The sequence below is a fragment of the Marinobacter sp. genome, from assembly GCF_044799475.1.
Classification (GTDB): domain Bacteria; phylum Pseudomonadota; class Gammaproteobacteria; order Pseudomonadales; family Oleiphilaceae; genus Marinobacter.
Genome location: NZ_CP085217.1, coordinates 4,076,915 through 4,098,140, shown reverse-complemented (window position 1 = coordinate 4,098,140; position 21,226 = coordinate 4,076,915). Strand labels below are relative to the sequence as shown.

Annotated in this window: 22 protein-coding genes; 16 read left to right on the top strand and 6 right to left on the bottom strand. The window is 56.8% G+C overall.

The genetic code is table 11. The annotated features are described in order from the left end of the window. Positions 1 to 41: 41 nt before the first annotated feature. Positions 42 to 668 (bottom strand): Crp/Fnr family transcriptional regulator, encoded by a 627-nt coding sequence (locus LG327_RS18820; RefSeq protein WP_404364339.1) that lies wholly within the window; start codon positions 666 to 668, stop codon positions 42 to 44. Positions 669 to 765: 97 nt separating this feature from the next. Between LG327_RS18820 and LG327_RS18815 the strand changes: the two genes are divergently transcribed. The 3 genes from LG327_RS18815 to LG327_RS18805 all read left to right on the top strand — a co-directional run bounded on the left by LG327_RS18815 (position 766) and on the right by LG327_RS18805 (position 2,142). Then, positions 766 to 963: a DUF2892 domain-containing protein gene (locus tag LG327_RS18815; protein ID WP_404364337.1), complete on the top strand. Its 198-nt coding sequence runs from the start codon at positions 766 to 768 to the stop codon at positions 961 to 963. 328 nt (positions 964 to 1,291) lie between these two features. Continuing rightward, positions 1,292 to 1,612, top strand: a complete 321-nt coding sequence (locus LG327_RS18810) for a hypothetical protein (protein WP_404364335.1) — start codon at positions 1,292 to 1,294, stop codon at positions 1,610 to 1,612. Beyond that, on the top strand, positions 1,597 to 2,142 hold the full coding sequence (locus LG327_RS18805; protein WP_404364333.1) for a methyl-accepting chemotaxis protein: 546 nt from the start codon (positions 1,597 to 1,599) through the stop codon (positions 2,140 to 2,142). The genes LG327_RS18810 and LG327_RS18805 overlap by 16 nt, the downstream gene beginning before the upstream one ends. Before the next feature lie 158 nt (positions 2,143 to 2,300). Here the strand turns inward: LG327_RS18805 and LG327_RS18800 are convergent, their stop codons facing one another. Both LG327_RS18800 and LG327_RS18795 read right to left on the bottom strand, forming a co-directional pair. After that, positions 2,301 to 4,157: a methyl-accepting chemotaxis protein gene (locus LG327_RS18800; protein ID WP_404364331.1), complete on the bottom strand. Its 1,857-nt coding sequence runs from the start codon at positions 4,155 to 4,157 to the stop codon at positions 2,301 to 2,303. Positions 4,158 to 4,552: 395 nt separating this feature from the next. After that, entirely contained in the window at positions 4,553 to 4,759 is a 207-nt protein-coding gene (locus LG327_RS18795; RefSeq protein WP_404364329.1) for a cold-shock protein, read from the bottom strand. A 378-nt stretch (positions 4,760 to 5,137) separates the two neighbouring features. On the opposite strand from LG327_RS18795, the gene LG327_RS18790 reads away from it, so the two are divergent. The 5 genes from LG327_RS18790 to LG327_RS18770 all read left to right on the top strand — a co-directional run bounded on the left by LG327_RS18790 (position 5,138) and on the right by LG327_RS18770 (position 10,976). Then, positions 5,138 to 5,875 (top strand): endonuclease/exonuclease/phosphatase family protein, encoded by a 738-nt coding sequence (locus LG327_RS18790; protein ID WP_404369548.1) that lies wholly within the window; start codon positions 5,138 to 5,140, stop codon positions 5,873 to 5,875. Between the two features lie 35 nt (positions 5,876 to 5,910). Then, a complete protein-coding gene (gene clsB, locus LG327_RS18785) occupies positions 5,911 to 7,104 on the top strand; it encodes a cardiolipin synthase ClsB (protein WP_404364327.1) in 1,194 nt (397 codons plus the stop codon). Further along, positions 7,097 to 8,050, top strand: a complete 954-nt coding sequence (locus LG327_RS18780; protein WP_404364325.1) for a YbhN family protein — start codon at positions 7,097 to 7,099, stop codon at positions 8,048 to 8,050. The genes clsB and LG327_RS18780 overlap by 8 nt, the downstream gene beginning before the upstream one ends. Before the next feature lie 80 nt (positions 8,051 to 8,130). Continuing rightward, positions 8,131 to 10,026, top strand: coding sequence for a hypothetical protein (locus LG327_RS18775; protein ID WP_404364323.1), 1,896 nt, complete (start codon positions 8,131 to 8,133; stop codon positions 10,024 to 10,026). A 26-nt stretch (positions 10,027 to 10,052) separates the two neighbouring features. After that, positions 10,053 to 10,976 (top strand): M28 family peptidase, encoded by a 924-nt coding sequence (locus tag LG327_RS18770; RefSeq protein ID WP_404364321.1) that lies wholly within the window; start codon positions 10,053 to 10,055, stop codon positions 10,974 to 10,976. A gap of 59 nt (positions 10,977 to 11,035) precedes the next feature. Here the strand turns inward: LG327_RS18770 and LG327_RS18765 are convergent, their stop codons facing one another. After that, the gene (locus LG327_RS18765; RefSeq protein ID WP_404364319.1) at positions 11,036 to 11,242 is read right to left on the bottom strand and encodes a cold-shock protein; all 207 of its coding nucleotides are present in this window, start codon (positions 11,240 to 11,242) and stop codon (positions 11,036 to 11,038) included. A gap of 263 nt (positions 11,243 to 11,505) precedes the next feature. Beyond that, positions 11,506 to 13,935 carry a Lon protease family protein gene (locus tag LG327_RS18760; protein ID WP_404364317.1) on the bottom strand — a complete coding sequence of 810 codons (2,430 nt, stop codon included), beginning with the start codon at positions 13,933 to 13,935 and terminating at the stop codon, positions 11,506 to 11,508. Between the two features lie 223 nt (positions 13,936 to 14,158). Here LG327_RS18760 and LG327_RS18755 point away from each other — a divergent pair, with 223 nt between their 5' ends. From LG327_RS18755 to LG327_RS18720, 8 genes are all read left to right on the top strand, one after another. After that, entirely contained in the window at positions 14,159 to 14,926 is a 768-nt protein-coding gene (locus LG327_RS18755; protein WP_404364315.1) for an SDR family NAD(P)-dependent oxidoreductase, read from the top strand. Between the two features lie 51 nt (positions 14,927 to 14,977). Further along, positions 14,978 to 15,520: a PRC-barrel domain-containing protein gene (locus LG327_RS18750; RefSeq protein WP_404364313.1), complete on the top strand. Its 543-nt coding sequence runs from the start codon at positions 14,978 to 14,980 to the stop codon at positions 15,518 to 15,520. Between the two features lie 31 nt (positions 15,521 to 15,551). Then, positions 15,552 to 15,887 carry a DUF3135 domain-containing protein gene (locus LG327_RS18745; RefSeq protein WP_404364311.1) on the top strand — a complete coding sequence of 112 codons (336 nt, stop codon included), beginning with the start codon at positions 15,552 to 15,554 and terminating at the stop codon, positions 15,885 to 15,887. 72 nt (positions 15,888 to 15,959) lie between these two features. Further along, positions 15,960 to 16,574, top strand: a complete 615-nt coding sequence (locus tag LG327_RS18740; RefSeq protein ID WP_404364310.1) for a DUF4202 domain-containing protein — start codon at positions 15,960 to 15,962, stop codon at positions 16,572 to 16,574. A 119-nt stretch (positions 16,575 to 16,693) separates the two neighbouring features. Continuing rightward, positions 16,694 to 17,245 carry a type 1 glutamine amidotransferase domain-containing protein gene (locus tag LG327_RS18735; protein ID WP_404364309.1) on the top strand — a complete coding sequence of 184 codons (552 nt, stop codon included), beginning with the start codon at positions 16,694 to 16,696 and terminating at the stop codon, positions 17,243 to 17,245. 349 nt (positions 17,246 to 17,594) lie between these two features. Further along, entirely contained in the window at positions 17,595 to 18,902 is a 1,308-nt protein-coding gene (locus tag LG327_RS18730; protein ID WP_404364308.1) for a hypothetical protein, read from the top strand. Between the two features lie 161 nt (positions 18,903 to 19,063). Further along, positions 19,064 to 19,822, top strand: a complete 759-nt coding sequence (locus LG327_RS18725) for a substrate-binding periplasmic protein (RefSeq protein ID WP_404364307.1) — start codon at positions 19,064 to 19,066, stop codon at positions 19,820 to 19,822. A gap of 105 nt (positions 19,823 to 19,927) precedes the next feature. Next, positions 19,928 to 20,407 carry a nucleoside deaminase gene (locus tag LG327_RS18720; protein ID WP_404364306.1) on the top strand — a complete coding sequence of 160 codons (480 nt, stop codon included), beginning with the start codon at positions 19,928 to 19,930 and terminating at the stop codon, positions 20,405 to 20,407. A 46-nt stretch (positions 20,408 to 20,453) separates the two neighbouring features. Here the strand turns inward: LG327_RS18720 and LG327_RS18715 are convergent, their stop codons facing one another. Continuing rightward, on the bottom strand, positions 20,454 to 20,966 hold the full coding sequence (locus LG327_RS18715; RefSeq protein ID WP_404364304.1) for a CIA30 family protein: 513 nt from the start codon (positions 20,964 to 20,966) through the stop codon (positions 20,454 to 20,456). Positions 20,967 to 21,226 lie beyond the last annotated feature (260 nt).

The window sequence follows — 21,226 nt, the reverse complement described above, 5'->3', positions numbered from 1 at the left end:
TTCCGGCGCCTCAAAGGGTCAGGCGGGGGCCTACCCTGGTTTTACAGGCATTGAATGCGGCCCCTGGCGAGGGCTACCCGCCCTTGTCGCTCCAGCTCTTTCAGCAGGCGGCTGATTACCTCCCGGGCCGTGCCCAGTTCTACCGCAAGCTCCTGGTGGGTAATTCTGATCGGACTCTGTTTCGCCCTGGTACCGAGCCATTCTTCCAGGCGTTCATCCATCCGGCGAAACGCCACCTCTTGCACCAGCAGCATGAGATCATCGAGCCGGCGGCCGTAGGAGGTCATAATGCCGGCCCGGAACTCGGCCGATACTGCCATCATCTGATCAAAAAGCTGCCGCGGCACCATGATGGCCTCGGTAGGCTGTTCAACCACTGCCTCAGCACGATAGCCATGACCGGACATCAGGCAGCCAATGGATAGAGTGCAGATTTCGCTGGCACCCATGCGATACAGCACAATACCGTGACCAGACGCCCCGGTCATCTGCACCTTGACGGAGCCGCTTACCACCAGAGGTAGTCCCGGACAGTGATCGCCCGGGCGGAAGATGGTCTTGCCAGCCGGCAATGAGAGTACCCTCAGTATGGTCTCGGCCTCCTGCTTTATCGGGGCCGGCAAGACATCAAGAATGGGATGTTTCATCATCATGTCTTTTCCATCCATTTTTTTGTATCTCCTGTGTGACTTAGTCACTGATTGCCTTGCTGCTGGTCCCTAAAGTAAAAGGCGCATTTACGCTACCGGTGAAGGAGAATCCGCCATGAGTCTTAATGTAGGAACAGCCGACCGAATCATCCGCGCCATTGTGGGCCTGGTGCTTATCGCTCTCGTTTTTATCGGTCCACAGAGTGCCTGGGGCTGGATAGGCATTATTCCACTGGCCACCGCAGTGGCAGGCCGATGCCCGGCTTATTCACTGCTTGGCATTAGAACCTGCAAAGAAAAGCCCGCCCGATAATCAATGAGGTTTTGCCATGACTAAGTCATTAACTCGAATTATGACAGCGGGTCTTTAGCTTCCGAGACAGTCAGGTATGGCGGACGGGGCATAAGCAGTTGTTCCGCCGGCCAACATCGGAACCTGGTGCGGCCAGGGAATATATCCTATTGGAACGATCCTGTTCTCTGCTTGATTTGCGACAATAAACCTGAGGTTTCGGCAGGAAAAATCCGACGCGAGTTGGCAGACCTGTTTTCAGTTATCCCATAACCTGGGTGACCCGGCCAAGGCTCCGATATCTGCAGTCAGATTCAGGCGCAGCTGGAGCCTGGCGACGAAACTTGCTGTGGCGATGCTACTGGTGCTGACTTTCCAGATGGTTGCAGCTTATGCGACTGAGCACCCATTGGTCGCCATATCTGTCTGGGTTCTGAGTCTTGTCGTCGGTGCTGGGTTTATCTTCTGGCTGACCGGACCCCTTCGCGAAACTCTGGCGAGAGCCCGGTCAATTATTGACGACCCGGTAGCGGAAAAGATTTTTACCGGACGGCTTGATGATATCGGCAGCATTGAGCTTGCCCTGACTCAGCAGGCGGCAGAACTGGATGCGGTTGTGAAGCGTTTTGCGAGGTATCTGCCAATGCGAGCGATATGCTTGAGCAGGTGAAGCTTGCTGATGATCGGGTTACCCAGGGCCAGAGCTTGACTACGGACACCCGGGAAAGCATGGAATCCCTCTCAGAGGAACTGGACGAAGCCGCCACAGCAGTCAGCCGGCTGGCTGAAGCCAGTCAGGGCGTTGCGGCCGCGCTGCAGGTAATCGGCGCGATTACCGAGCAGACGAATCTGCTCGCGCTGAATGCCTCGATTGAGGCCGCCCGGGCAGGAGAGGCGGGCAGAGGCTTTGCCGTGGTGGCGGATGAAGTCCGCAGTCTTGCGCATCGCACCAAAGGCACTACGGAACAGATCGAAACGACGCTGAGCGAATTTGAGAAGACGGTAGAAAAGGCAACCACTGCCATGAAGCAGTGCGGCGGATACGCGAGCACAACGGCTGAAAATGCGATCAGCTCCGATGCGACGCTGACCGAGCTTGTCGGATTTATCGAGCACATATCCGAAGCTTGTGGGGGGGACGTCCGCTGCCGCCCAGCAACAGCATCATGCCTCGAAGGAGATATCCGAAAAGATTGTTAACATCAATGAGCTTGGAGAGGACGCCATGAAGATGGTGAGGGAGGCCCAGACCTCCATAACGACTCTGAAAGATCAGATCGGACAGGTGTCTGGTCTGGTTCAGGGCTTGCGCAAAAGAAATCTGCGCTGAACTGAATGGGAGCCTCCTCTTCAGCAAATCAGAGGGTAAACCGGGAAACGAGCACCTGGAGTTCGCTGCCCAGCCTGGCCAATTCCGCGCTGGAACTGGCGGTCTGGTTTGCAGAGGCTGCGGACTGATCTGTGGTATCCCGGATACTGGTAATGCTGTGGCTGATTTCTTCAGCCACGGACGATTGCTGCTCTGAGGCGGTAGCGATCTGGCTGTTGTACTGGGTTATCTCGTTCACGCCCTGAGCAATGCGTGCAATGACGGAGCCCGTGTTTGTGGCGTGTTCTACTGTGCCCGAAGCCATTGTGACGCTGGATTCCATCGCGGCTACGGACTTGCCAGCACTGTTTTGCAGGTTGATCACCAGAGTTTCAATCTCCTGAGCGGAGGCCTGGGTACGCTGCGCCAGCGACCGCACTTCATCTGCCACGACTGCGAAGCCGCGGCCCTGTTCGCCCGCCCGGGCTGCTTCAATCGCAGCGTTCAGGGCCAGCAGGTTGGTCTGCTCAGCAACCGCTTTGATAACGTCAAGTACCGTACCTATGTTTCCGGTTTCGGCCTGCAGTTCCCGTATTTTTTCCATTGTGCCGCTTACTTCCCGGGAAAGGTCACTGATCTGGGCCAAGGTATGTTTAACAGCCTGATCGCCCTCAGTTGCCTGTTCGGTTGCGCTTCGTGCCACCTCGAAAGCCTGCTCCGCGCTGCGAGCGATCTCAGCCACGGTTGATGTCATTTCGTTCATGGCCGCTGCGACCTGATCTGTTTCCTGTTTTTGCTGATTAATGCCGGCGCTGGTCTGGTCGGTCACGGTGGACAACTCTTCGGCCGATGAGGCGATATTGGCCGCGCCTGTCTCTATTCTCTGGACCAGTTCCCGCAACGACGTAACCATGGCGCCCAGTGCCGCCATGAGTCTGCCGATTTCGTCAGTGCGGCTGGTATCCACGGTCACAGCGAGGTTGCCTGACGCAACTTTGGACGCCACATCAACGGCCTGATTAAGGGGAACAGTTATGGACCGGGTAATAAACCAGGCCAGAAAGATACCGATAAGCACGGCCATGCCTGTTGCACTGAATATTAAAATACCGGCCTGCTCACTGTCCGCGCCCATTTTCCGGACCTGATCAGCCCGCAGTTCGTTCGCGGAATCAATCACCTGGCTGGCGGTGACAACCATGGATGCCGACAGTTCATTGCCTGACCGGGTTAGTATTACCACTCTCTCAAATGCGGCCAGATAGTCCGCCAGAGCTGCATTTATTTCCTCTTTCGTCTCTGAATCCAGGGTGGAAGACTGAATGGGGCCGTTCACACGTTTGGCATCTCCCCGAAACTCCTCAACGCTTTCCTGATCCTGTTCAAGTAGAAATTTGCGCTCGGAGCGACGCATATCCTCAAACGTAGCGGTCGCAAAGAAAAGTGAACTGTGGGCTTTCAGGGCAGAACCGAATACCCGGGAACTGACTTCCAGCTCGACCAGCGCCTGCTCACGCTGGTCAATGTTTGCTTCTACCTTGCCCAGTAGCGACTGATATTCTTTTACGCCGGTCTGAATTCCCTTCAGTGCTTCAATATCAGCTTCTTCTTCCAGAAGTGGCCCAAGTTTTCCGGTAACCGCGAGTACCTGGTCGCCTTTCGCCTGGGACTGCGAGACATGAATGCTCTTGCCGGAGAGAAGAAAGTCTTTTTCGTCTACCCGGGCTTCCGTCAGGCCCGTGTTCACCTGACCCAGCATGGCCACAATATCCGAACGCTTGCCGTATGAATCAAGCGATTGCTTGCCCACTCCGCCTACCAGCACGGTAAGCCCCAGCAGCACAACGAATGCCGAGATCAGTTTTGTCCGGATAGTCAGGTTGCCGACAATGCCTGCGAGATTCATTCGAGCCCTCAATGCTGTAGAACAGTCTTTCAGAAGCGGTGGTAATGGATCAGGTAGCGCACGGACAGAAACGTAAGCAGATTCCACCCTTGCGAAGATACGCGATGCGGTTGGTAAACCGGGTTCCCAGAGTTTTTGATTAGGAGGGTTTTGGTGTTCCGGTTCCAGTTTTTTTGAGTAACTTTTTTTTACCGGCGTTACTGCCTGACAGGCACCCATGGTAATTTTTAAGCATAAAGCAGGGGGTTAGTGCGGGCCGCCCCATTCAGGCTCGCGAAGACGGGCAAACGGATTGCCGTCTGAATTTAAAAGTGCCTAAACGCAATGAACCCCGGAAAACCGGGGTTCATTAGCAATCTGAGGCAGCCGAAGCTGCCTTTGTGTGTCTCTGTTATTTAAACAGGGACAACATTTTCCGCCTGGGGGCCTTTCTGCCCTTCGGTAACGGTGAACTCGACCTGCTGGCCTTCAGCCAGAGTCTTGAAACCGCCGCCCTGAATAGAGCTGTAGTGAACAAAAACGTCCGGGCCGCTCTCACGAGTAATAAAGCCAAAGCCTTTTGCTTCGTTGAAGAACTTGACAGTACCGGTAGTAGTAGACATATAAACTTATCCTGGATTAAACATCAGATGTGCCGCCATTCCATCAGAGTGATGGTTGATCAGCTATGCGCGGAAAAAAAATGAGGAATCAAAACCAGGACGGTGCACTTACCAGTAACAACTGAGGAACGTCTTATTCTGAAATTCTTTGCCAGATCTTTTCTACCCGTGCACTTTAACACAAAAGAGGCTTTTGCCAAGGACTGTTTCATAAGTAAAAACCTCTGGGCTTGAAAATCCGCTACCGAGACCAAGGTTCAGGATAGAGGCCGGCAACCGGAGTACACAGGAAAGGTTACCGTCTGAGCCGCATCTGGCGCCCGAAACCGGGGAACGCCAGATTTGATATTTCGAGCGGAAAGCGAAGGGAGTTTGATTCTGAGGATATTGACTCTCAACACCCACAAGGGCCTTAGTCATTTCAATCGTCGGTTTCTCCTGCCCCAACTCCGGGATGCTGTGCGCGAGGTATCAGCTGATATCGTGTTCCTGCAGGAAGTCCTGGGGGCCCACGAACTGCTTGCTCTGCGCCATGCGGAAAGCTGGCCCGAAACGTCCCATTATGAGTTTCTGGCGGACTCGGTCTGGCCCCATCATGCCTATGGGAGGAATGCGGTCTATCCCATGGGGCACCACGGCAATGCCCTGATGTCCCGGTATGCCATTAGCGGGTACGAGAATATCGACGTCTCCGTCGACACGGCGGAGAAGCGGGGTGTGTTGCATTGCCGGATTGACCATCCCGACGGCGAAGACACGGTTCTGCATGGCTGCTGTGTTCATCTGGGGCTGCGTGAAAATCATCGGCAGCGGCAACTCGCCATGCTCTGCGATCTGGTGGGATCCATTCCGGAGAGCGAGCCAATAATTGTCGCGGGTGACTTCAACGACTGGCGGGGCAGGGCCCATGAGATAATGAAGAAATGCGGACTCATCGACGTTTTCGCTGCTGAGTATGGCGCTCCTCCCAAAACCTTCCCGGCGGGTTTTCCGCTGCTGCGCCTCGACCGTATCTATGTAAGGGGAGTCAGCGAGCACCGCCCGGTAAAACTGCCGAACAGGCCCTGGTCACGCCTGTCGGATCATGCACCGCTGGCCGTGGACATTGTGCTGTGAGCAGGGAAATGGTGACAGGAAATACCATCTCGTTGATGACAAATGGCGATGAATTTTTCGTCCGTGCCCTGGAGATGGTGCGAGCCGCGCGTCAGGAAGTACTGATTGAAACGTTCATGGTGAGAGATGATTCGCTCGGCCGGGAACTCCAGGAAGCACTGATTGCCGCAGCCAAGCGGGGCGTCTGGATTTCGGTGCTGGCAGATGGGTATGGCACTCATTTCCTGCCAGAGGGCTTCATCCATGAAGTGGAAAGAGTTGGGATTCACTTTAGTCTTTACCATCCCCAGCCCAGATGGCTGCGTGTAAGAGCCAATATTTTCAAACGGCTTCATCGCAAGATTCTCTTGGTGGATGGTCATACCGCTTTTATCGGCGGGATCAATTACGAGTCCAACCACCTGTCCCGATTTGGCGCTGAGTGCAAGCAGGATTATGCCGCGGAACTGACCGGGCCAATAGTCGATGAGATTCACCGGTTTGCCCGAAGGGCGATCCAGGAACAGTCCGAAGGACAGCTCCGGTTTGTCGATCTGGTGAAAGACACCGCTGAAAAAGCCGGCCGGCAGAATGCAGCGATGCGTTTTGTGACCAGGGATAACAGGAAACATCGCAACAGCATTGAGAACGAATATCTGGCAAGAATCACCGCAGCCGAGCATCGCATTGTCATTGCCAACTGTTATTTCTTTCCCGGCTACCGTCTGCTCCGTGCGCTGCGTAACGCAGCGCGCCGGGGAGTCGAAGTGACGATTCTGACCCAGGGGCGGCCGGACTCCTACCTGGCGAGAGCTGCCGGTTCTCTGCTTTATGACTTTCTGGTGGAGTCCGACATCCAGGTGTTTGAGTACTGGGAACGACGGCTTCACACCAAGATAGCTGCGTTCGACGATGAATGGGCCACCATCGGATCAAGTAACCTCGACCCGCTGAGTCTGTCCCTGAACCTGGAGGCCAATGTTTTTGTACAGGACAGTGACTTCAACTCCCAGGTTCAGAACGCCATCGGGGAACTCATATACGGCAGCGAAGTGGTGCTGGTCAATGAGTCCTGGTGGAAGCGGCGGACTCTGCTGAAGGGCTTTATCAGTTTCCTGGTTTACCATTTTCTGCGTCACCTCCCGGGCTTTACCGCCTGGGTGCCAAAACTGGAAAGGAGGAGCTGGAGCTTTCGCTCAAGGCCCCATTCCAGGCCCTCCGAACCAGACGAGGGCTCCCCCCATGGATAGCGGGCGACCAAAGCCAGCGAAGCTCAGACTATGGGGAAGGCGAATTCTGACAGCTGCCTTTCTGCTGCTGGTAGCCTGGCTGCTGGTCACCCATGCCCGCAGAACCGACTGGGACGCGGTATGGACGGCACTTGCCGGATATGACCTGGCTCAGATCATGATTGCCTGTGTTCTGGCAGCGGGCTCCTATATGGCCTATGCGTCCTATGATCTTTTTGGACGCTACTATGTCGGCCATGGAATCACGGCCTCCAGAACCATGTCCATCGCGTTCATCTGTTGCGCTTTTACGCTGAATCTGGGAGCGCTGATCGGAAGCATTGGCTTCCGCTACAAGCTCTACAGCCAGAGGGGAGTAAGAAAGGGCGACGTTGCCCACATCGTCGGCATGAGCATCACCACCAACTGGCTTGGTTATGGCCTGTTGGCGGGGCTGGTGTTTCTCAGCGGCAGCTTCAGGTTTCCGACAGGCTGGATTGCCAGCGATGCTCTGACGAATCTTCTCGGGGTTGCGCTGGTGGCCGTGGTGGTCGCCTACTGGCTGCTCTGCATATTTGCAAAAAAGCGTTCCTGGGACATCCGGGGCCAGGTCATCACACTGCCGTCCATAAGGATAGCATTGCTCCAGATAACCGCTTCCGCGGCACACTGGCTTTTCATGGGTGGCGTGATTTTTGTCTTTCTGTATGGGCAGGTGGGCTATTTCTCACTTCTGGGGGTTCTTCTGCTGAGCAGCATCGCAGGCATCATTGCCCATGTACCTGGCGCCCTGGGCGTGCTGGAAGCGGTTTTCCTCGCACTTTTAGCCGATACCGTCGCCCCGGCGCAGCTGCTGGCGGCCCTGATAGCCTATCGCGCTGTATTTTACCTTCTGCCTCTCTTGGTAGCAGTTGTTGCCTATGTGCTGAATGAGGTATCAGTGAAACGGACAAAGTCCAGCCGTTAAAGGGGCGCCGGCCATGAGCCCGGGGCTCCCGGCGCGGGCGGGCAGGCTACTGCCGGGGATGGAGGGCTAGAAGGGTGATCATGACAGGACGGTTTTCAGGCCCATTCCGGAAACGCCCACAGGAGGCCGCGGGTGACGGCGGCGACTCCCGCATCAGCCTGGAACGGGTTGGTCGCAGTCGCATTGACGACATGGCCGCCAGCACTCGCAAGGTGCCCTGGTCGCTCACCATGCTGCAGTTGCTCTGGACGGCTGGCCCAGTGACGTTTCTCGCCATGCAGGGCGGCTCCTGGCTTGGCTATGGCGAACCGGTTTCAACGGATACCTACCTGTTCTTTGCCTTTTATGTAGTGCTGGCGGCGCTCATCGGGCTTGTTGCCCGGGTTGTCGCAGATGCCGTTCGGGGCAGGAGAAGGGCCCGGGCCCGGGCGAACCTCACCCGCACCCTGGACATGGTGCCAGACCTGATCTTCGCGGTCCGCGACCTCAATCTGGCCGCGATGCCCTGGGAACAACGGCATTGGGAAGCTGCCAATATTCTCCTGGGAAAGCTGGATCTGGGCTCCAGAAGTGTTGCCATGGCAGTGGAGGATCTCACAGGTGAGAGGCTCCTTGCAGAAACGGTAGAGCGTATAGAAATCTACCGGCGCGCCGGCATGCGAAGCCGAATACAGGACTGGGTGGATCACAGCGCACCTGACCGGGAGGCTGCCCTGGCAAGGCTCAGGGAGAAGCCGGGCGTGGATCCACGGATTCTGGAGCAGCGTCTGTGGGGGATTGCACCCTCCCAGGAAGCGGGGATCCCCCGAAGCCGGAATTTCATTGGCCAGATCTTCGAAGCAGCGCACCATGACGACCTTTCCCTGATGTCCCTGGAAAATGTCGAGGATCTTCTGCTGCTGACCTTTGAACTGCTCAGCGGGCGCGAGTTTACACGGCTGGTCCTCGACTACGAGGGTGACTGGATGCTGGCCCGTGCGCTTGACGAGGTGCAGCGGTGCCAGAGTGAATATCGTCAGGTCAGGGCCACCGTTCATCAGCGGCTGCACGACCTCTTGTCCCTGCTGATCGAGAGCGGTTTGGCAGGCCAGGAGACACGCGTTGTCTACCTGGATATCACCTCCAGCCTGGAACAGATTAACGGCATCCTGGGCGCTGCTTCCTCGAGGCTCCTGGTTCGGGGAAAGGACAGGGTGCACGGCAGCCTGAAGAAGGAAACCCTGCAAAGATCTCTGCGTTACGCGCGAATGGCCCGGCGGGCCATTGAGCGGTTACAGGAGCGGCATCGCCGACAGGAGCGCGCTCTTGCACGCTGGGAGCGCTTGCGACGTAAACTCTCGCCCACAACTGCGAGAGACGGCTCCCGCAGTTCAAGACAGGGTCTGCTGATTCGTGAACGTAGCATTTTTCTGGAAGATGAACAGAAATTGAAATTGGCAGAGGCCTTCAGCCGTTATGTCGACGAGATGGAGATCAGCAAGGGCAGTGAGGGTATTCTGCAGCGGAACGCGCCACTGACAGCGGCGAGAGCGAAACGGCTGGGGATACATCTGGCGCTGGTGCTCGACGAGCTGATTGGCCTGAAAAATCCCAGTGTCCAGCGGGCCATCGACAGCAGCAATGGCATGTTCCCCGAGGGTCTGGAAACAGGGTACAGCGCTGATGCAAAAGCAGGCCTGGGCGCAGCTGCGGTGAAGGAAATAAACGAAGACCTGGCACCGGCGGCGGAGCTTCTGGCCCTGCGGCTGACCCGGCTTTATCACCTGCCTCTGACATCGGGCATGGTTGAGTTTCTCAGTGAGACGTACGGCGCGGATCGCGAGCGACTCGAATATCTCAGCGCCTCAGCTCGGCGGGCGGAAGCACTGGGACAGTTTGAGGCTGATCGGGACGAGCGACCCATCGCCGAGATTTACAGACGCTGGCATGAGCCCTTGCAGCAGACAGAGAAGATGCTCATGCGTCTGACAAGATAGGAAGGAACTCCACAAAGGGAGCTGACATGACAGAAAACAGGCGAGATGCGCGATCCCGTTCCGAAAACAAGCAACGTCTGGCAGAGACACTGGAAGCCGACGTTCGGACCCTGGCGGTTGATATCGGGGAGCGCAACATGCTGAGAGAAGGGGCTCTTGAAGATGCCGCAGAGTGGATCGAAAAGCGTTTCGAGAAGGTTGGCCTGACCCCAATCCGCGTTCCTTATGAGCTCTCCCTGCCGGGGCTCAAAGGTCGCAAGGCCTGGAATCTGGTGGCTGAGGTCACCGGGGAGGAAAGTTCTGCCGGGATTGTGGTCATCGGAGCCCACTACGACTCGGTTCCAGGCTCTCCCGGGGCCAATGACAACGCTTCCTCAGTGGCTGCGCTGCTGGCGCTGGCTGAGTGGTTCGGGCCCCGCCCCCAGAAGCGCACACTCCGTTTTGTCGCCTTCACCAATGAAGAGCCTCCCTTTTATTTCACCCCGAGCATGGGCAGCCATGCCTACGCCCGGCAGTGCAGGGAAAAGAATGAGTCCATCAGGGCCATGATAAGCATGGATGGTATTGGCTATTACAGTGATGAGCCCGACAGTCAGCATTATCCGGTTTCCGCGCTGAAGTGGCTCTATCCGGACCGCGCAGACTTCATCGGGTTTGTCACCCGCCCCAGGGATTTCCTGCTAATGCGGAAAGCTCTCAAGGCTTTTCGCAAGGCTGACACATTACTGGCAAGGGGCGTCGCTCTGCCGCCCAGAGTGCCGGGCGTGGCCTGGTCGGACCACTGGTCTTTCTGGGAGTCCGGCTACCCGGCACTGATGGTCACCGATACGCTGCTGTTTCGGGATCCCCTTTATCACCGGCCAGGGGATAACCCGGAAAGGCTGGACTATCACCGGATGGCACAGGTTGTTGTGGGGCTGAGGGCGGTGCTGAAAAGGTTGGCAGAATGATCGATCAGACATGAAAAAAGGCAGCCGAAGCTGCCTTTCTTTTGTATGCCGTCTGTTATTTAAACAGCGACAACATTTTCCGCCTGGGGGCCTTTCTGGCCCTGGGTCACGGTGAAGTCAACCTGCTGGCCTTCAGCCAGAGTCTTGAAACCGCCGCCCTGAATAGCGCTGTAGTGGACGAAAACGTCCGGCCCGCTTTCGCGAGTGATAAAGCCAAAGCCTTTTGCTTCGTTGAAGAACTTAACTGTACCAGTAGTGGTAGACATAATATTTATCCTGAGATTAATCATTTAATTTGCCGCCATTCCATCAGAGTGATGGCTGATCGGCTGTGTGCGGAAAAAAACGTGCGGGATCAAAAACAGGACGTACACTACCAGTTACAACAGAGAAGCGTCTTATTCGTGAAATGCTTTGCCAAATCTTTCCTACCCACGCACTTTAACCTTAACTCCTGTTTTTGCCAAGTGTATTCTGATAGGTAAAAACCGGGGCGGGAGCGCCCGAAGCCCCGACCAGCCAGGGATGACTATTCTGCCTGGCTCTGGCTGCCGCCGTCTTCGCCCTTGCTCCACTGCCTTGTCTGTCTGGCCATTTCCATCAATCTCTGCTGCACCCGATAGTTCACCGTGCCCTCCGGGAAGCGATTTTTTTCATCCCTTTCGCCCGAAGTCTGACCAGTCATTATGGCCAGCCCCTCGTCGATGGTGCTGAAAGGGTAGATGCCGAATTTCCCGTCCCGGACCGCTTCGATGACTTCCTCGCGCAGCATCAGGTGCTTCACATTTGAGGCGGGAATCAGCACTCCCTGCTCGCCGGTCAGTTTTTTTTCCCTGCAGGTGGCAAAGAAGCCCTCGATTTTCTCGTTCACACCGCCAATGGCCTGCACCTCGCCGTACTGATTGGCGGAGCCGGTCACCGCCAGGGACTGCTGCAGGGGTACATCTGCGAGCGCCGAGAGAAGAGCAAAGAGCTCTGCGGCGGTGGCGGAGTCACCTTCGATGCCACCATAGGTCTGTTCAAATACGAGGCTGGCGCCCAGCATCAGCGGAAAATCCGGAGCATAATGGGCTCCCAGATAGCCGGAGAGGGTCATCACCGCCTTGGAATAGATGCGACCAGCAAGTTTTGCCTCGCGCTGGATGTCCTTGACCTCACCCTTGCCCAGGCGCACACGGGCGGTGACCCTGCAGGGATGGCCAAAACTCATCTGGCCTGCATCGGATGTGGCCAGACTGTTGATCTGGCCAACTCTCTGGCCTTCCGTGTCAATCAGCAGGGTGCCACGCCGGATTTCTTCCCGGATTTTTTCCGGGACCCGGCCTGCCCGATACTTGCGCGCATCCACCGATTTCTGGACGTCTTCCCTCTGGATGACATCCTGATGACGTTCCTGCGCCCAGAAATCGGCTTCCCGGAGCAGGTCTGTGATGCTCTCTGTATGAATGGAAAGCCGCTCTGCGTCTTCAGCTTCTCTTGCGCCCTGTTCTATTACTCGTGCCGTGGCTCCCCGGTCCAGCGGCATGAGTCCCTTTTTCCGGGCGATGGTGGCGATCGTCCGGGCGTAGAGTTCCTGACTGTCCTCATCCCGGGGCATGGTGTCCTCGAAGTCGGCGGCTACCTTGAACAACTGGCCGAACTCCGGATCAAGCCGGTTCAGCAATTGATAGATCCGGCGTGATCCCAGCAGGACGACCTTCACATCCAGATCTATCGCTTCCGGCTCCAGTGACACCGTGCTGATCATGAGCAGTTCCCGGCCTGGAGGCTCAACCTTCAGGCTTTCGGAAAACAGGGCGCGCTTGAGGCCTTCCCAGGCAAGGGGCTGGGTCAGGAGATGGCGCGCCTCAACCACCAGATAGCCACCGTTGGCGCGATGGAGGGCTCCGCCCTTGATCAGGGTGAAGTCGGTGAACAGGGTGCCCATGCGTGAGGTATGTTCGATGCTGCCAAACAGGTTCTGGTAGCGGGGGTGATCCTCGAAGACAATGGGCGCGCCTTCAGCTTTGCTGTTGTCTACGAGGACATTGACCCGGTAGCGGTCCAGGGGGCGCTCCTCCTGCTGCATGAGGCCTGGCGGCATGTGCTGTTTTTTGCTGTCTTCGTTCTCCACAAAGTCTTTGACGTTGTCGATCACATCAGCGCGGACGGCATCGAAGTAGTCCAGTACTTTGCCGTGATCTTCCCAGGCCTTGCGGAGGTCCTCCATGAGGTTGTCGACGGTGATCCGGGTGAACTCCCGGTCCAGCTCCCGGATCTTTCGCTGGCTCTGGCGCTGCCAGTGGGGAACCTGGTACAGGATCTTTTCAAGGTCGCTCTCCAGTTCGGAAATTCTTTCCTGGACTTTGTCCCGTTCTTTCTCTGGCAACTCGTTGAATTCTTCCCTGGGCATGATTTCCCCATCTTCCCTGACAGGGGCAAAAGCCATGCCCTGTGCTGTGCGAACCAGTGCCAGCCCTTCTTTTTGGGCCTTGTTCTTGAGCTCTTCAAGGGGTTGGCCCTGCTCCTCCTGCAGCTTGTCTTCCAGCTCCTTGCGTCTTGCGCGATAGTCTTCGCTCTCGAAGGTCGCAGGAAGCGCCGCTTCCAGATCCTCAACCAGCCGTTTCATGTCATCCTGGAGTTTTACCCCCTTGCCGGCGGGCAGTGTCAGCGCCGCAGGTTTGCGGCCGTCAATGAAGTTGTTGAGGTAAACCGCATCCGGAGGAGTTGCTTCATCGGTTGCTTTGTCACGAAGGCGACGGCCGATAAGGGCCCTACGGCCTGTGCCGCGCTCGCCAAGGACGTACAGATTGTAACCGCCGCGACGGATTCCAATACCGAATCGGATGGCTTCGGTGGCCCGTTCCTGGCCCACCACATCTTCAACATCGTCAAGTTCGTCGGTCGTTTTGAAGGAGAATTTTCCGGTATCACAGCGGCTGTAGAGGTCTTCGGGCTTCAGGCTTCTGGCTTCGGACATCCTGTCTCTCCCTTTCGGTTCATCTCTGATTGGCACTTATGGGTGATGGGTATCTCCTGAAGGCATGCGGTTGAAATCCGTTGTATCAAGGTCCATTGCATATGTGTGCTGTATAAATTTTCGTCAATGCCGTTCACGCCAGGGTGGATCTCCGGACGGGACTGGATCCTTTGACAACCCGGAAACAGAGCAGAATCAGTCATTACCAGGGAGGAGGCAGGACATGAACAGACTCAGGGACAAAATTGCGATCGTGACTGGCGGCGCCGTCGGCATTGGTCGCGCTACGGCGCAACGAATGGCCGAAGAGGGTGCGACAGTGGTAATTGCCGATATCCAGGATGACGAGGGCAGGGTGCTTGCCGAGAGCATCAATAACGAGGGCGGTCAGGCGACCTACTGGCACTGCAATGTTGGCGACGAGCGCGCGGTCGTTGGCACTGTCCAGGGGGTAGTGGATGAATTCGGTCGGCTGGACGTACTGGTCAACAATGCCGGAATATCAGGCGCGAACAGGCCCAGCCACGAGCTTACGGAAGATGAGTGGGATGAGGTGCAGATAGTGAACGTCAAAGGCGTGTTTTTCTGCACCAAGGCTGCCATACCTCATATGCGGGCCAGCGGCGGCGGAAGCATCATCAACCTGTCATCCATTTACGGGCTGGTCGGAGCCCCTGACATTCCGGCGTATCACGCATCCAAGGGGGCGGTCCACCTGATGACCAAGACGGATGCACTGACCTATGCCTCTGACAGGATACGGGTGAATTCTGTGCATCCTGGGTTCATCTGGACTCCGCTGGTTGAAAAGTTCCTGGAGGATCAGGGCGATGTGGCTGAAGGCAGACGATCGCTGGATTCTCTTCATCCCCTGGGACACGTGGGGGAGCCCGATGACGTCGCCTGGGGGATTGTCTATCTCGCCTCGGACGAAGCCGGATTTGTAACAGGAACCGAGCTGGTTATTGACGGCGGTTACACCGCTCGCTGAAGATGAAGCATCGCAAACGGAAAACGCGGAAAAGCCAGGAGGGCAGGGGTTATGGATGAAAAATCAAGCGACAGAATTTTGACCCACACTGGATGTGTCGCGGCCTTCTGCGCCTGCCTTCTGGCGGGCAGCATGGCCGTCAGCGCAGCAGAGGGCCTGTATTCGGCTGACGACCTTCTGGCTGCCGGTGTCTACGACACCGAGGGAGAGCAGATAGGCGACGTCGATGATCTCCTGCTCGGCCCGGCCATGTCAGTGCATTCCCTGATCATAAGAACCGGCGCTGTGCTTGGCATGGGCGGTCGCCGGCTCGTTGCAGAGCGGGGCACTTTTACGGTAAAGGTTAACGCAGAGAGGACAAAGTTCGACGACGTTGAATATCAGGTTCAGCTCGGTATTTCCCGCGAAATGCTGAAAAATCTTCCTGAATACAATGAAGGCTGGTGGGACCAGACCAGGCAGGGTCTGAGCGAAGCCTGGGAGCAGACCCGGAAGACCACGAGGAACGCCTGGGAGAGCACTGTGGAGGCTACTTCCTCCGCCTGGCGCAGTCTTCAGAAGAAAGCTGACGAAATAAGAGAACAACAGAACTAGATGCGTAAGCCCACTTCAGGGAGGAAGGTTTATGGAACTACCCCCATTCGAGGAGCTCAGGAAACTTGCAGAGCGTGATCCCCAGGGCTTTGAAAGGCTCCGGGCAGAGCTGATCGAGGACTGCATAAGCAGCTGCCCCCCGGGTCGCCAGAGGCGTCTGCGGGGTCTCCAGTTCGTGATTGACAGCCGCCGGCGACTGGCCAGTAACCCGATGCATGCCCTCGTCCAGATTCAGTCGATGATGCACGAAGCCCTGGACCGCCTGAGGCGGGCGCTGAACGGGCAATTGGTGCGCGAATCGGCGTCATGCAAGGTAATCCGGTCTGGCTGGGGTGGCCGGCGTATAAAAGAGATAAAGTGGGACTGAGTTTCGACCATTCCTGGTTGGCAGGTTTGTGAATATACTCTGGGCCAAAGCAGTTACTTCCGGAGATTTCTGATGACGCAATCGTCCCAGCTCAGCTGTGCGCTGGGCAGAATAGATAAGGCGAACCTGGCTGATCCTAACCTCGAGCAGGTGACTGGCGAGCCTCTGCCGAAAGAATATGCCTATAGCCAGCACATGACCCGGTGGCTGTTCCAGTTGGAGCCAGAACCCTCTGAACGCATGCAGATTGCCTGCCGGGCACAGCATATTGAACGCTGGAAAATGCCCAGGAAGGAGTTTCCGGAGGGACGCAAGTCCTACTACGAATGGCGTCAGGCCTGCGGCCGGTTTCACGGAAAGCGGGCTGCGGAAATCATGACGGAGTGCGGCTACCCTGAGGAGGAGCGCTTACGGGTCGAAACCATTCTTACCAAGCGTGAACTGAGCCGGGATCCAGACACCCAACTGCTGGAAGATGTTGCCTGCATGGTGTTTCTGGAGCGGTATTTCGCCGAGTTTTATGAGCAGAATGCCGACTACGACCGGGAGAAGTGGCTGCGTATCGTTCGCCGGACCTGGGGGAAAATGTCAGACAGGGGCCATGAAGCCGCTCTTGCCCTGGCGGGAAGCATGCCGGACCACCTGCAGGTTCTGCTCGGCGAAGCACTGGAGCCTGCTGCCGAATAAGCATCCCGCGCTCGTGGCGCCCTCCGGGATTTTTTGACCCCATTGCCTTGAGATTGGCGGCGCCGGACAGCAATGTACAGGAAGGAGTCAACGGATAATCCGGGAAGGAGGCATGAACCATGAGCAAACCACTGAAAGGAAAGTCGGTCGCATTTCTGGCAACTCACGGGGTAGAACAGATTGAACTGACGAGGCCCTGGGAGGACCTGCTGGAAGCTGGAGCTCATCTGCATCTTGTCTCGCTGCAAAGTGGTGAGATCGATGGCTACAACCATCTGGATCGGGCTGACAGTTTTGCAGTGGACATTACAGTGGATGATGCAGAGGCCGAGCATTATGACGCATTGGTTCTGCCTGGTGGCGTAGCCAACCCCGACGCCCTTCGGATGAATGAGAAGGCTGTTGCCTTCGTCAGGGATTTTTTCGCTCAGGACAAGCCGGTAGCCGCAATCTGCCATGCTCCCTGGACTGTCATTGAGGCCGGCGAAGTGCGGGACCGGACATTGACCTCTTACCCCAGTGTTAAAACCGATATTGTGAATGCCGGAGGGCACTGGGTGGATGAGGCAGTTCACCTGGACCGGGGGCTGATCACAAGCCGCCGCCCGGATGATCTTGATGCCTTCTGTGGAAAGATTATCGAGGTTCTGTCGGGATCTGAAGAGTTCTGAATGATTAAAATGTAAAATCAATACCTGTTATCTTGACAGTGTTTTGTGGAATGTTATGGTTTGTACATAGGTTACGGAAGACAGGGAAAGGACTGAAGCAGGGATGATGCCTTTGCTGGAGAGCAGCGGCCGAGCATGGAAATGGAACAAAGCTCAGGGAACTTTATTAGTTGTGAATAAGGGGCTGTTACCCGGGGGTAACAGCCCCTTTTTTTGTACTGCGGAAATCCGCCGCCAATGTTTTGGGGCCTCCAGTTTCCACCTGCGCCCACCACACCCGCATAAATGCGAATACCGGTTGTTCCGTAGCTTGCTTAGAATGGTCCGCTTATTCATCCCGGGATGATTCATGCTATCTGCTCCCCGTTCAGTTCTGGCCTATGTGGCTCTTCTGCTAGCGGTGCTGGCATTCCTGCCTGGTGCCGCCTATGGGGGTGCGCTAGTGGTGAGCCTGGTGATCCTGCTGGGATGGAAGGACATGCGTTACGTTCCCCGCGGCGTTTTTATTGTGGCCTGCATTGCACTGGGTTATGCCCTGATTATGGACAGGGCCCTGATTGGGGATGCCGTTGCCAATGTTTCGCGCCTTGCCGGACTCATTCTTTCCGTAATGCTGCTTTCTTCCGTGCTCGGCCGGACCAGAGACCTTCAGCGCATCTCGGTCAGCCTGTTTGGAGGCCGGCCTCTGGGGCGGTATTTGAGCCTTGCATTTGGCACTGCACTTGTCTCGGTGCCCCTGAATTTCGGATCAGTTGCGGTGATCGGCAGCCTCGTGGGCGAGCGTGTCCGTGAGAGGGGTGATTCTCCGGCCACCCGAAATGCCACTCGTGCAGTGCTGCGCGGTTTCGGAACTGCACCCACGTTTTCTCCTCTTTCGATTTCCGTGGTGCTCACATTGACGCTACTTCCGGGGCTGCGAAGTTCTGAGCTGCTCGCGGTGGCCATCCCATTTGGTGCGCTGATGCTGCTTCTCGGGCTCATCTGGCGGGAGCCCGAAGCCCTGAATCAGGAGGCTGCCCGCAAACAGCCGGCGGCCATCGCCAGCTGGTTACGTTTCGGTGGGCTCATTCTGGCGATATGCGCGGGAGTCTTCATCCTCAGTCATGGGTACGGTATCAGCTATGCCCACGCCGTAACCCTGAGCTGTCTCACGGCGGTTATCGGCGCCCGCCTCCTGTCCTGGTGCCGGGGGCAGCATCCTCCGTTCGTGAACATGGACAAAGTCAGCAACGAACTGGCCATTGTTGGTGGCTCCGCTTTTATAGGAGCGATAATTGCCGGCGTGGTCCTGGGCCAGATCCACGGCGAAGCAGGGCTGCCTGGCTGGAGTTGGCCGGTGTTTGCAGCCCTGGTGCCTTCGACCTTCTTTCTGGCAGGCCTGGTGGGCGTCAATCCCATTGTCATAGGTACGCTTATCGGGGGAATCCTGGGGTCAGTCTGGCCGGGACAGGCGCTCCTGGGACTGGGCGTTGCCATGGTTACAGGCTGGGGAATCACCGCGTTTGGTACCCCTTTCGCCGCCAATGCTTTGATCATGGAACGGCTCACCGGCTATCGTGCCAGAGACGCATCCTTCCGCTGGAGTTTCAGGCTGTCCCTTCTCGGGCTGACGATGGCTGGTGTGCTGGCGGCTGCCCTGACGTTCCTGCTGCTCTGAGCCGGCTGGCCCGGGCCTGACGACGGGTTCAGCACGTCTGCGGTAGCAGGGCATGCTATAAACAGATAAAAGGGAACCTTTGTGCGAAGGTATCCGTCAGACACTTAGTGTGTCGGGGTAAGACCCTGCTTTGCGAAACAGAGATCAGTAAGAGGTTGTCCATGATTAAAATGGTGCTCCTTGGCCTGTTGGTAGGGTTATGCGGGGCGGGCCAGCCAGTGTTTGGCGGGGGCAATCCCGAGGTGCCGGAGTTCGGTTTTATTGACATGCCCCCTTATGGCTATCCCGGCGGTGAGGGGGAAGCTCTGGGACATCTGGCCGACATTTCAAATACCGTTCTGGAAGCCATGGGTCAGCCAGTCAAATGGCGACACCTGCCCGCCCCCAGGGTTTATCAGCAGGTGCGCACCGGACACACAGAGCTCACCCTTGGGCCCCGTGATCTGAGCTTTATCCGCGACCACGCCCTCCAGAGCAGGGAACCAGCAGTGGTGATGAAGCTCAGCGCTTATCGCCTTCCGGATACACCTCCGATCACTTCACTTCACGATTTCGCAGGAAAGCATGTGGCACTGCTTCAGGGCTATTCCTATGGCGACCTGGTGCCGTTTTTCGAGGATAACGCCCATGACATCCGGGTAGAATACGCCCGGACCCACCTTTCAGGCCTCCAGATGACTCTGTACGGACGGGTGGACTACCTTGTCGACTACACGCTGCCGGCAGGATATGTGATTGACAGGGAGAAGATCCCGGCTCTGGTCAGTGACCCTCTGCTGGAAGTTCCCATTCATCTCTTTGTTTCGAAATCATGGCCCCATGCCGAGGACTTCATGCAGGCCTGGGACGCGCATTTTGCAGCCCTGAAGGCGGCGGGCGAACTGCCTGTGGAGATTGATCCCCGCCATTTGAACAGGTGACCCCTGCTGGAGCCTTACCCCCGGGTTTCGAAAAATGTCTCCGTTTTGTGATTAGATGATAATGGAGAAAGTCCAGAGGCTAATTCGCATCACCGGGAGGCACCCATGATCAGTGAAACAGATATCAAACACCTCGGCCGCTGCATTGAGTTGGCCAGAACGGCACTGGAAGTGGGCGATGAGCCCTTTGGCTCAGTGCTGGTAGACGAAGCCGGTGCAGTCAGAGCAGAAGATCACAACCATGTGATATCCGGTGACGGCACCCGCCACCCGGAGTTCGAACTGGCCCGCTGGGCTGCCGCCAACATGACGCCGGATGAGCGGGCTGCCGCTACCGTGTACACCTCGGGGGAACACTGTCCCATGTGCGCGGCGGCCCATGGCTGGGTTGGCCTGGGCCGGATTGTTTATGCAAGTTCATCCGGGCAGCTGATGGGCTGGCTGGAAGAAATGGGAGTGTCGGCTCCGCGCGTCGCGCCGCTTTCCATCAATGAGGTGGTGCCGGGATTGCCGGTCGAGGGACCCATGCCAGATCTCTCTGAAGCCGTCCGGGATCTGCATCGCCGGTTTCACCAGCAGAAGTGAGGTCAGGAGATTGCCAGAGCCAGGACAGCCTCAGGGCATCCTGGCACTAAATGGCTTTTATCCAGTCCACGATGAGCGTGAAGTCTCCCTCCCGCCGGTCCGCGATCAGAAACCCGACTTCTTCGATACTGGTGAGATCAATCGGTGGGCCATCGAGTTTCCTGCCGCGGAAAACGGGCCTGAGTGCTTTAAAGGGGATTTCGGTTTCCATCCATTCGTCAGGTTTTGTAGAGAATGATGCGGCGTAGGCGATACGGGATCCCTGGTGTCGGGCGTCGGTATAGAGCCGGATCTGATAGGTTCTTCCATCGCCTTTGACCCGTATTGCGAGTGCTTTCGCGTCACTGAGGTCGTAGGTCTTACCTTTCGCTCTTACCGATGAGAAGCCGCCATTATTCTCAAGGGACAGCGTTCCCAGGAAGTGAAGTTTGCCATCCCGAAGCTCCGGGCCGCCGGTGGATCGTCCGCCCATAACTTCGTCGTTTATGGCCCGCCATTCCGGTTCGTGCTTGCCGGAAAACTGCATTAGCGTTCGGCCGTCACTGTACTGGTTTTTCATGGGCAAATGCTCTGCTCTGGAGGTTACTTTCAGGTCCCGTTTCTCATCCCTCTCATTTATATGGAGGCTTTACGGTGTGCGTCCCTTGTGCGATCACCGCTAACTCAGCACGGAACCGCCAGTAGCCCTGAGAACTGGTTAAAGTTTCTGGCTCCTGTTCTCACATTTGTGTGCGCCAGGTCGAGCGTGTTGTGTTCCTTTGGGTTTAAATGTCCTTTGCATGTCTGAATGCAGTTTTCTCTGAATTATCTGGACCTTGG